The organism is Actinomadura sp. 3N407, assembly GCF_052245875.1.
In the GTDB taxonomy this organism is placed as follows: Bacteria; Actinomycetota; Actinomycetes; order Streptosporangiales; family Streptosporangiaceae; genus Spirillospora.
This window is the reverse complement of record NZ_JBQQBP010000039.1, coordinates 21,222-32,285: the sequence shown is the minus strand read 5'-3', so window position 1 is coordinate 32,285 and position 11,064 is coordinate 21,222. Positions and strand designations below refer to the sequence as shown.

Sequence of the window (11,064 nt, the reverse complement as noted above, 5' to 3'; positions counted from 1 at the left end):
CATTCCGCGAACGGGTACCGGACCCCACTTGAGGTCCACATCGAGTACCTGGAGCGACAGCAAGCGGCGTAGATCTACCCGCAGATCACCCATCAGGACGCTGTCCGGAAAACGCGCGGCCCCTCAGTCTGCATGGTCAGGTCGGCGGGGTCGGCGGTGCCGCCGTCGAATAGGAAGTTCATCGGGCGGAACCGGTCGCCCTGCGGTGGCGCCCAGTCCACCACCAGCAGCAGCCCAGGAGTGATCTGGAGGCCGAGTTCTTCTGCGGTTTCCCGTTGCGCGCAGTGGTGCGGTGGTTCGCCTTCTTCGGCGATGCCGCCGGGCAAGGCCCAATAGGGCCGGAAATTCGGCTTGACCAGCAGCACACGGTCGTCCTGATCAGCGATCAGGACGCCGGTCGAGACGTGCACGGCTGGCAGGGTGGCGTACCACTCTGCGGGCGGCACGAACTGCTCGGAAGTCACGCTTCTTACGCTACTCCGGCCAGTAGCCGCCCATGGGGGATCGAGCGGAGCGCTCCAGGAACGTCGCGACCGCTGCTGCTCGTCCGTGCGGGACGAGCATCTTGGTCAGTTGGCGGAGGCGGGCGGCGACTCGGCGGGAACGCACATGTCGGGCCAGGGCGAGGGCTTGCTGGCTGTGGTCCGCGGCAGCGTCCAGGCCACCAGCGCGTGCGTGCACGGTGGCGAGCAGCGCGGTGTGCAGCGCGTTGGTGCGCAGGTTGTTCTCGGGAGCGGCCAGGGGTTGGGGTGCGAAGTCGAGCGCATGGGCGGGCCGGTCCAGGGCGAGGAGTGATCGCATGGCGGTTCCGGCCAGGTGAGCGGGAGTGAAGCAGGCCGTCCATGTCGGCCTGCCGGGTTGATCGGCATGGTCCATCGCGGTGCGGTCGCGGTTGATCGTGGTGCGGAAGGAGCGGTGGTCGCCGGCGATGGCGTGGGCGTTGGCTTGAGTGGTGAGCAGGCGGGCGGTCACAGCGGGGTGGGGGCGGGGTCCGGCCGCTTCGACGGCGGCGCGGGCCAGCCGAACCGCCTCGCCGGGCAGTTCCAGGTAGATGGCCTGGGGTGGCGAGATTGGCCAGGGTGTGGGCGCCGTATCCGCGGTCTCCGGCGGCTTTGGCCAGTCGCAGTGCTTGGATCCAGGCGCGTTGCGCGGCGCCGTGGTCGCCGGTGTCGTAGGCGGTGAACGCGACCATTCCGGTCAGTTCGGCGGCAACCTGAAACAGTTCGCGGCCGACGGCATCGGTGTAGGTGCCGCGCAGAAGCGGTGCGACGTCGCGAATGAGGAATCCGGCTAGGAAGGCGCGGTGCGTGGCCGCCGCCGCGGCGGCGGTCCATCGCAGCGAACTCCTCACCGCAAGCCCGCACTGTGTCAACGTCGTGGCTGCATCAAGAACAACCGGACATGCGTCCGCTGCTCCTCGCGCACCATCGTGAAGCCCTGCGTCTGGTTGTAGCGAGCCACCCGCTCGAAATGGCCATGCCGCCGCACCCAATCCACTCCGAGCCAGGCGGCTCGATCGACCGCCCACCACGCCATCACCGTCCCCGGCCTCACTCCTGGCCCGCCGTGCAGAGCAGGGTCGCTGATCGAACCCGACAAGTAGAGAGCGGGCTCGGTCCGCTCCGCATCGGTCCACCCCCACGCGGGCCCTGCTCCTGCACAAAGATCTGCCCGACCACACCGCGGGCGTCATCCTCCAGAACCCACACATCCCCAGCGGGGTTGTCGCGCTGAGCAACCAGATCATCCAGCGCATCCCGCCAACTCGGCAGCCCTCGCTCCTCCATCCAGGCACACCGCGCCCGCACCATCCGGGCGACTTGACCGCGATCGGCGCTCGTCGCAGGACGCATCTGAGGCACCCGCCCATTGTGCATCAACAGGTTGAGTTGCTCAGGCGAACATGTCCGCCAACCGGGTTCCGGCGAGGTCAAGTTCAGAGGGCTGGCTGCGGTCCCACGAAGCAGCAACCCCAAGAAGCAGCAACGCTTGTGCGCTGGCCCTACGACATGCTGGTCGACGAGCGCTGCGAAGCTCACGCAGCAGAAGGGATGTGCTCGTCATGGAGGCTGCGTCGATCCGCCTCTGGAATCCCACCGACGAAGAACGCCTATCTGAGCGGTGATCGCTCCGGGGCCATTTGCTGTCCGTTGAGCAGGGGACGGCATTCTGAATGCGAACTAGCCGTCATCACCGAACTCATCCACGCCAACACCCGTAGTGGGCCACTCAGCTTGACCGAGCCACTACGCCAGCGCGCCAGTCTTCTCCTGGGGCGCCCACTCCCCCACGCGTCCGTCCGCTGCCCCAGACGTCAACGGTGCGCAGCGTCTCACGTAACACAGTTCATGAGAAATCAGTGTGCGGCCTCGTATTTTTCGATCACGCTGGCGGGGATGCGTCCACGCTCATTCACCTTGATGCCTGCCGACTTGGCCCACTCACGGATCTCAGCACTCCGGTGACGGTTGCTGGCTGCGCGGCCAGCGCTCTTTCGGCCCCCGACGCGAGCCTTACGAGCGTTTTCCTGGTAAGGCGCCATCACCTTCCGCAGCTTTGCGGCGTTCTTCTTGTTTAGGTCAATCTCGTACGCGCGCCCGTCGACGGCGAACGAGACGGTTTCCTCAGCCGCGCCACCGTCCAGGTCGTCAACCAGCAGCACTTGAACCTTCTGCGCCATGGGTAGCTCCCCCCTCCGACCGTTCGCTTCCCTCGTTCGAACAGTACTGGATAATCGTGCTGAGTGATATCAGCATCGGGCCACCGAAGCTCATGGCGCATTGCGCCTGGCTGGGCGCTTGGGTCGGTGCTGTTACCCCGGCCACAGCAAACGGCGTGAGCGGCCATCGGACAGGTCGGGCAATACAGCGACATCACCGGTAATGCCGCGATGGTTCGATACCAGGGTGCACTAGGGCCGAGCATCTCTTCTCTTGCAGCGGCGACGGGCCGATCCGCACAGCCAAGGTCACGCTCAGACCCGGATCCACGAATAAGGATTGATCTTGGTTGGGTTCGGTGGGTGATCGGGTTTCTTGGCTTGTGTGGTGTTGTGGGCAGGGGTGGTACCCCGTCTGTCGCGGCGGGTGGGCGGAGGTTCCACGTTCCTCGGGTTTGTTTCTGCAGGTCGGAACGGTGCTCTGGCGGGCCGGCGACTATTGTTCCGATCGAGTGCCGTAGCCTGCTTCCCAGGCCCAGGCAGCGATGCCGACGCGGTTGCGGGCGTCGATTTTTCTGCCGATGTTGGCGACGTGGGTCTTTACCGTCGCGGTGGAGATGAACAGGTGGGCAGCGATTTCGTCGTTGGTCTTGCCTTGGGCTACAAGGCCGACGATGTCTCGTTCACGGTCGGTGAGCGGCGGGGTGGCCGGGTGGGCCGGCTCGCTGGGGGTGAGTCTGCGGAGCAGGCGCATGGTCACTTGAGGGCTGAGCAGGGTGTCGCCGGCCATCGCTGCCCGGATCGCTTCGACGAGCATGGTTGGGCCTGAGCGTTTGAGTAGGAATCCGCAGGCGCCGCTGCGGAGCGCTTCGGTGACGTATTCGTCGAGGTCATAGGTCGTGACAACGACCACGCGGATGGGATCGTCGACACCTGGCCCGGCGAGTCGGCGGGTGAGTTCCAGCCCGTCGATGCCGGGCATGCGGATATCGGCGAGGACTATGTCGGGGCGCAATTGTGCGGCGAGCTCCAGTGCCCGGCTCCCGTCAGCGGCCTCACCGATGACCCGCATGTCCGGTTGCGCGTCGAGGATGAGCCGGAACCCGTCACGGATCATTCTGTGATCATCGGCGAGTAGGACTCTGGTGGTCGCGCTTGTCATCGCCGCTCCACCGGCAGCGTCGCGGTGAGAGTCCAGCAGTTCGGCGTCCCGGTGCCGGTGTGCAGGGTGCCGCCCAGGGCCTCGATGCGCTCGCGCAGCCCGATGAGACCCAGCCCGCCCTCCCGGCCGGCGCGGGATAGTCGTCGGTGGTGTGATCCCAGGTCGTTCACGACCTGGATCCGCAGGGTGGCCCCTCGGTCGATGTCGACGGTCACGGCGGTGGCGTCCGCGGCGTGGCGGCGGACGTTGGTCAGTGCCTCCACGACGATCCGGTAGGCGGTGGCGCTGATCTCGCGAGGAAGACCGTCGCCTGCGTCGGCGTTCAGGTTGAGCGTGACCGTCACTGCTGGGACCGCTGCGCTGAAGCGTTCGACGAGCGGGCCGATCTCCTCCAGGCCGGGGATCCGGTCACGGCTGGGGGTGTCGTCGTCACGGAGCAGCCCAATAGCCCGATCGGTCGCTGACAGCGCGTGCAATGTGGCCTCTTCGATCCGGCGCAGGGCCGCCACCGCCTGCTCCGGGTCCCGCGTCGTCACCACCAACCCGGCTTGAGCCTGAACGAGGATGCCGCTGAGGTCATGGGCGACGAAGTCATGCAAGTCACTGGCAAGCTCCATACGTTGAGCCTGGCGGGCGGCCAGGACCGATTGCGCGCGTCGAGCATCCAGTGTGCGCAGATACTGGCCTAGGGCGGCAGCGCTGACCGCGGCCAGCGACCAGGTGAGTACCCAGAATGCCTGCACGCCCGGCCCCCACTGAGGAACCAGGCGCAGCGCTACGCCTGCTTCGGCGAGCGTGGCCACTAGAGTGCCGACGAGCGCGGCCCGTCGCGGTGCGCTGCGGACGAGCAACACGATCAGCATGGCGAGCGCGACGGTCTCGACCAGCGACCACGCCAGCACGCGAAGGTGGTCCCCACTGGGATCGGTGATGTTGACTGGGTGGACGACGCGCATCCACACGGTCACGGCCGATGATAAGGCCGCAATGGTCCCTGTGATCCGGGCGAGCGTTCGTTGATCGGCTGATCCGCTGCAGGTCACTATGATCAGGCAGGTCAGCGCTATCACCGATGCCGCCCGCAACGGCATGGCCACGGCCGGTCCAGCCCAGCCGATCAGTGCGATCGCGCCACCCAGCCCGGCCGCGCCCAGCGCTACAGCAGCTCGCGGATCCCGCGGGTCTGCTATCGGCCACCGATTCACGTGCCTATCCTCGCGTAACGCCAACGCTCGATCAGCCACGTCCACACTGCCTGCACCAGGCGCGGCGACGAATGCTGTAGGCCAGTACGGCCACACCGAGCGCGACTCCCCAGATCGTCCACGAAATTGTCACCACCACGATCTCCCAGGTGGGGTGGGCGCCTCCCCCGGTTGCCAGCAAGTCGTAGGCGAACGTCCGCCCGGCCACTGTCAGGATGACCGCCGCCCAGAAGCCAGGCACCACCGCGAGCAGGATTGGTACCCGCCGCCCAGACAGGAATGGTATCCAGCGCGAGAATACCTCTCCCCAACGGTGGACCAAGCCCAGGGTGAGTACCGCTCCTCCGATGCCCAGCAGGGCGAGCATGGCCATCATCAACGCCAGCGTGGTCGGATCCTCGCCTGCCGGATCGGTGAAACCCAGCGGGATTCCGGCCGCTCCCACCAGTCGGTATGCCGGATACGGCAAGGCCGCGATTGCTGAGATATAGGCTGCGCGGCGGCCCCATACGATGAACCAATCGCGGCTGCTCTTCTCATTGCGTCCGCACCGCTGGCATGCGCCCCGGACTCGTCGCTGAAAAGACAGCGCCGCCATCACCCACAGCGCCCCGCCGACCACGCACCACACCTGATTGAGCACCGGCCAGTCGATCTTCCCGGTGTAGAAGACGAACAGGTACGCGAAGTTCTGAAGCAGCCGAAGGTCCGGAATCGCTAAGAGCAGACCCGCACTCACCGACCATGCGAACAGCAGGAAAGTTCTGCTGGGCAACCTTCCCCGGATCGGCCGCGTCATAGCAAAGCTCACAACGACACCAGCGAACCCGGCCACGGCAATCATCGCGCCACCGGCCTGGGCGGTCACCCCGACCAACAACGACCCGCCGTCGGCCTGCGCATTACGATCACCAACCCCGAACGGAAAACCGGCTCCACCGAGCGCCCAGTAAAGCCCAAGCAGCCCATAAAACAATGACCAGGACAAAGCCGCGTAGCACACCCAAACAACCCTGCGGCGGCCCGCCCCGGCAGGCGACGGAGTCAACGGATGCACAGCGGTCTGCGACGAACTCTTCATACTGACAATCGTCTGCACTGCCCGTGTTGAGCACATCACCACAAAGACTGATCTACCGGACCGTCCTCCATCTACCTCAACCTTTGGACGGACACGAGGCGCCACGCTGCACATCAAGGGGTCGGTGGCGCTCATCGCGGGTCTGATCCCCCCTTGTTCCCGGCGGCCCGTTCAGCGGCCCCCGGCCTCGAAGGCGGCCTCTTGGCTATGGCAGCGTCCTCTGCGTCCCGCGCGACCTCGCTGACCCACGCGATGGCCCGCAGGTAGGACCTTCCGGCCTCGCTGGCCCGCTCGGCAGCCGCCTGGCCATAGCGGCCGGCTTCTCAGCCTGGACGAGGACGTGCTGGCCTGGCCGGCGGCCTGCCGACCACAGCGGATCGCCGTGCCCTTCGCACCGCGCCCTCCCAGCGAGCGCCACGACGGCCGACACCCGCTCCGCTGGGTTCGTCCATCTGCTGGTCGGCGTCGGCTAGGGCCCGATAGAGCAAGGCGACCAGGGGCCGCTTGCCCGCGTTCTTGCCGGAAGTGATGGTCAGTTTGCCTGCGTTTGTCGGGGACGGAACACCCTTGGCCGCCGTGGCCCGCTGCCTTTCTGCACCGGCGCCGCCGACCTTAGGTCGCGGCACAACCCCAGCACCGACTCCAGCTCGGGCCGCACCCTGACCCGCGTGGAGATGTTCTCCGAGAAGACCCGCGTGCCCCGCCCCCGTAGCGCAACCACTTGCAATACCCCGCGGAAAGTCGTCTCGCTGCCCCCTGACCGTCCGGGCAGCCGCACGGATGCCACCGTGTCCCAACAACCGGACTGCGATCGGCCCGGGCGAGAACCTTCGGCACACTCCGTCACGGCATCACGCCCTGCGCCTGAGCCTGGAACAGCAGGCCATTAGCGCAGGCGGCCTCGGCCACCGTAGGTCGGGCGAGCCGAAGCCGGGGGTGGGCGGCGCAGACGGTCCAGGTTCAGCGGTCGGCCGCCTGCGGGTCCCGGATGCGAGGTTTGGTCCAGCCGAGTGCCTGCTCGAAACATCCGGCAGACATGCTCCCGGTGGTGGAAGTGGTCCAGGAAGGCCTGCTAACCGTGTCGTACTGCCACCGGATGAGGCCGGTCTGCGTCTCCCTGGCAGCGGGTGCAGGCATCCCGCCGCCGGTAGTAGTAGGCCATCGCGGCACCGGCGAGCAGCGGGCCCCAGAGGGCTAGTGGCACGAACGCCACAGCGCCCAGCAGATCGAGCTCGCCTTTGGCGGCGCTCATGGCGATGAAGACGGTGAGAAGGACGAGCATTGCCGAGACCGTGAGTGCCGCGAAGGTCGGTCCGGCTACCGGGATGGGGCGGCCGTGGAGCGCTGGAACCCATCGCGGCCACACCTCACCCCAGGGACGAATCAGGCCGCGCGTCAGGATCGCACCGCCCTCCGAAGCGAAGCCGAGCAGGACGCCGGTGATCCAGATTCCCCAGCCGGCGTCCTCCGGGAAAGCGATCGGCCAGGGAGTGAACCAGGTCAGGCGGGCGATCCCGTAGGGCAGCGGCATGAGCGCCGCGATGATCGTGAGCTTGCGTCCCCAGCGTGCGGCGGACTCCGGGCTGGTCCAAGCGGCGCCGGGTTGGCCGCATGCGGCGCAGCGGCCCTTGCCCACCCGGTACGACGTCACCGTCAAGGCAGCCCAGATGAGGGCGCCCGCCACGGCGAACAGCGCCCAATGCGCCCCAGTGAACACCACGACGACGGCAGCGAAGATCAGCCCGGCCGCCACCGGCGTCCCCACCATCATCGACGTGCCCTTGACCCCGAGGCCGAACGCCCGTGACAGCAGTGCCGCGATCAAGGCCGGTGGTCCACCGAACGCGACGGCGTAGGCGAGTGCGAGCAGCGGGAAGTGCCCCGGAACGACCAGGCAGAGCCCGGTGAGCCCGGCCGCGAGGAACAGCGGCGGCCGCAGGGCCGTCGATCGCGGCCGGCGACGCAGGCCGAGCGCGACGGCGGCGCCGACGCCACCGACCACCAGCAACCAAGCGGCTCCGAACTCGAAGGCGAGCGGGAGACCGTCGTCGTCGCCTCCGCCGAGGAATAGCGCCGACGGCTGGAGCGTCCACCACAGCCCCAGCCCGGCCGTAGCCATCGACCAGCACGTCGCCAGCAGGGTGGTCCACCGATGTGTGTTCATTACTCTCCCAGGCCCGCTATGAACGCCCTTTATCGTCCAACCGGGCATGGGTGCGGCACATCACCCGCGAAGACCTCTGAGATCACCCGTGAGGGGGAGGCTCGCCATGCGAACGTCGGGCATACACGATCTACATGGCGGGTATTCGCTGACCCGATCGAGCCGACTGGCCTGCCACCTGAGGGCTGCTGACACCTGAACGGACATCAACCTTTGCGGATCCGGCCTGCGGCGCGGCTTGGACCGGCTGGGGTACTCCGACACCGTCGGGCCACGCTGGGAAGGGCCTCGCGTCACCGGCCGCTGAGACCCGCACAGGGTGGATCAGGTCCTCTGACCCGGATCCACGAATAAGGATTGATCTTGGTTGGGTCGGTGGTTGATCGGGTTTCTTGGCTTGTGTGGGCGTTGTGGGCAGGGTGGTACCCGTTTGTCGCGGCGGGTGGGCGGAGGTTCCACGGTCCTCGGGTTTGTTTCTGCAGGTCGAAACTGTGGTCTGGCGCTCAGGCCGAGTCGGGCAGGGCGGCCAGCTGGTCTAGGACTCTGGCCAGGAGCCGGTGGCCGGGCGGCAGGCGCAACTCCAGGCGGCGGGACGTGCCCGCGGGCCTTGACCGCGCAGCGGATACGGGCGTTCACGCTCTCGATGGCGTTGGTGGAGCACACCACCCGGCGGATCATCAGCGGCTACTCCGCCGTTCGCCGAACACGACACCTCGGCGGCGTGATCAACAAATACCGCAACGCCGCATAGCGTCACCATCTACAGCAACACAGAACCCCAGGTCAAGGCCAGAATCCGGATACTGAAGCCCCACAGGCGAGGACGGTTGCGGCCGTTCCAGCGGGTGCGTGGGCTTGGCACCGGTCGGCCATCGGGAGTACCGATCACCCCTGCCAGACGGCCCTGCACATACCAACGCAGCCGACCAGTCCGTCATACCGGCACCCGAGGCGGCAGACGCGAGGGCCGGGCAGGGCCACCGGCGGACCGATATCTCTGGCGCATCGGCACCAAGCGCGGAAAGCACCTACGCCCGGAGTCGCCCCCGACGCTGGACGCCCCAGTGTCAACGCCTCCGTCACCGCCGCCTGGGCCCCCTCGCCCAACGTGTCAGCGCGGGAGTTGCGCATCGCGGACCTGCACGACAACGCGATCGAGTCCTGGCTGCCCCTCCTGGGCCGCCTGCAATCCATGGCACCCCGGACGCTCAGCGCTGGCCCCGGAAGCTTCTCAGGAAGCGCCACAGGGCGGAGCGGGCGGGTTCCGGGCGCGGGTCGGACTCGGCCGACGGGGACTGCTGGACGCGCTCGCCGGTCCGGTCGGCGACCGGCTGCGGGGCGAGCTCGTAGCGGACGGGCAGCGAACGCAGGCCGCGGATCAGGGGTGAGGGGCGCCAGGGGAGCTGGTCGGCCGGCAGCGTCAGCGACAGCCCGCGGAACCGCTCGAACAGCCGGCTGATCGCGATCGTGACGACGGTGGTGGCCAATTCCCGTCCCAGGCAGTCGTGCGGACCCGCGCCCCAGGTCAGGTGCGCCCGTGAGCTGTAGAGGGCGTCGGGGTGCAGGCCGTCGGCGAACACGGGGTCGGCGTGCGCGGCGGCTACCGAGAGCATCACCGGCTCGCCGGCCCTGATCGTGACCTCGCCCAGCCGGGTGTCCACCGACGGGCAGCGGGCGGTCAGGTTGGCCATCGGCGGGTTGAGCATCGCCACCCGGTTGATGGTCTCCCTGATCATGCCGACCGACAGGCTGTCCCGGACCCCGGAACCGGCGGTGAGCACCTCCGCCACCGTGTTGCCGATCAGAACCCCGATGTAGTCGCCGATCACGCCCACGCACATCATCAGTTCGCGGGACAGATCGTCGATGGTGAGGCCGGGGTGCGCGGCCAGCATGTAGGAGGGCAGGTCGTCGCCGGGCCGGGCCATCTTCGCCGCGCCCAGCCTGGCCAGCGCGGCCAGCAGCCGGTCCAGCGCGGCGATGGAGTCGGGGCCGGCGTCCAGCACCCGCCACATGTCCATGAGGACGTCGTCGCCGGTCTCGTCCTCGAACCCCAGCAGCTCGTCCACCACCATCAGCGGCAGCGGCCGGGCGTACTGGGCGGACAGGTCGGCCCAGCCGGTGCCGCCGCCCTCGGTCATCACATCGATCAGCTCGTCGGCGTAACGGTGGACGGTCGCGCGCAGCCGCCGCCCCTGCACGTGAGAGGCGTCCTGGAAGGGTCTGAGCGCCTCGGCATAGGCGGTGCGCAGCGCACGCAGGCGCTCGCCCTCCGCGAAGATGATGTGGTTGACCTCCAGGGCGGGGCGCAGCGGCCAGTCCGCGGGGATCCGTCCCTCGCGCCAGGCCTGCCAGTCGTCCAGCCGTTTGCTCCAGATGCCGTGCTGATTCCGCAGGACCTCCAGCACCTCCGGGTACCCCAGCGCCAGCCAGAAGCGGACGCCGAGCACGTCGATGGGGGCGACGGCCCCGTACTTTGTCCGCAACTGCTCGAACACCAGGGCAGGGCGGGAGTCATAGTCCCTGCTCATCAACGGTTCCGCGGTCACCGTCTCCAGTGACTCGCTCGGATACGCGTTGGCCGTGCGCCGGTCGGTGTTCATGCCTCCCCCTCCGCTCGTCAGGCCGGCCATCGTGGGCACGAGCCGACCTCGCACGCCGACCTCACAACAACCGATCTTGTCGGGATGACCAGCACTGTAGCGAGACTGGAACGTTCATCAAAGGGATTACGGACACACCAAATTGATGATCTTGGATGGCATTAGCCACAAAAGCGGACTAATCCCCATT

At 67.6% G+C, this 11,064-nt stretch carries 9 protein-coding genes and 1 pseudogene; 1 reads left to right on the top strand and 9 read right to left on the bottom strand.

The window, feature by feature from the left end; all coding sequences use genetic code 11:
* Positions 1–92: 92 nt before the first annotated feature.
* Both ACTWPP_RS43700 and ACTWPP_RS43695 read right to left on the bottom strand, forming a co-directional pair.
* Complete coding sequence (locus ACTWPP_RS43700) at positions 93–464, bottom strand: NUDIX domain-containing protein (protein WP_443110380.1); 372 nt, start codon at positions 462–464, stop codon at positions 93–95.
* A gap of 10 nt (positions 465–474) precedes the next feature.
* The gene (locus ACTWPP_RS43695; RefSeq protein WP_443110379.1) at positions 475–972 is read right to left on the bottom strand and encodes a hypothetical protein; all 498 of its coding nucleotides are present in this window, start codon (positions 970–972) and stop codon (positions 475–477) included.
* Positions 973–1,051: 79 nt separating this feature from the next.
* Here ACTWPP_RS43695 and ACTWPP_RS43690 point away from each other — a divergent pair, with 79 nt between their 5' ends.
* Positions 1,052–1,294 carry a hypothetical protein gene (locus tag ACTWPP_RS43690; RefSeq protein ID WP_443110378.1) on the top strand — a complete coding sequence of 81 codons (243 nt, stop codon included), beginning with the start codon at positions 1,052–1,054 and terminating at the stop codon, positions 1,292–1,294.
* A gap of 1,062 nt (positions 1,295–2,356) precedes the next feature.
* Here ACTWPP_RS43690 and ACTWPP_RS43685 read toward each other — a convergent pair.
* The 7 genes and pseudogenes from ACTWPP_RS43685 to ACTWPP_RS43655 form a co-directional block, all read right to left on the bottom strand.
* Entirely contained in the window at positions 2,357–2,680 is a 324-nt protein-coding gene (locus ACTWPP_RS43685; RefSeq protein ID WP_443110377.1) for a histone-like nucleoid-structuring protein Lsr2, read from the bottom strand.
* Between the two features lie 475 nt (positions 2,681–3,155).
* Complete coding sequence (locus ACTWPP_RS43680; RefSeq protein WP_443110376.1) at positions 3,156–3,821, bottom strand: response regulator; 666 nt, start codon at positions 3,819–3,821, stop codon at positions 3,156–3,158.
* Entirely contained in the window at positions 3,818–4,912 is a 1,095-nt protein-coding gene (locus tag ACTWPP_RS43675; protein WP_443110382.1) for a sensor histidine kinase, read from the bottom strand. The genes ACTWPP_RS43680 and ACTWPP_RS43675 overlap by 4 nt, the downstream gene beginning before the upstream one ends.
* Before the next feature lie 145 nt (positions 4,913–5,057).
* Positions 5,058–6,107: a hypothetical protein gene (locus tag ACTWPP_RS43670; protein ID WP_443110375.1), complete on the bottom strand. Its 1,050-nt coding sequence runs from the start codon at positions 6,105–6,107 to the stop codon at positions 5,058–5,060.
* 1,072 nt (positions 6,108–7,179) lie between these two features.
* Positions 7,180–8,271: a hypothetical protein gene (locus ACTWPP_RS43665; RefSeq protein WP_443110374.1), complete on the bottom strand. Its 1,092-nt coding sequence runs from the start codon at positions 8,269–8,271 to the stop codon at positions 7,180–7,182.
* Positions 8,272–8,859: 588 nt separating this feature from the next.
* Positions 8,860–8,946, bottom strand: a pseudogene (locus ACTWPP_RS43660) (transposase); the annotation flags it as partial.
* Between the two features lie 533 nt (positions 8,947–9,479).
* The gene (locus ACTWPP_RS43655; protein ID WP_443110373.1) at positions 9,480–10,874 is read right to left on the bottom strand and encodes a cytochrome P450; all 1,395 of its coding nucleotides are present in this window, start codon (positions 10,872–10,874) and stop codon (positions 9,480–9,482) included.
* Positions 10,875–11,064 lie beyond the last annotated feature (190 nt).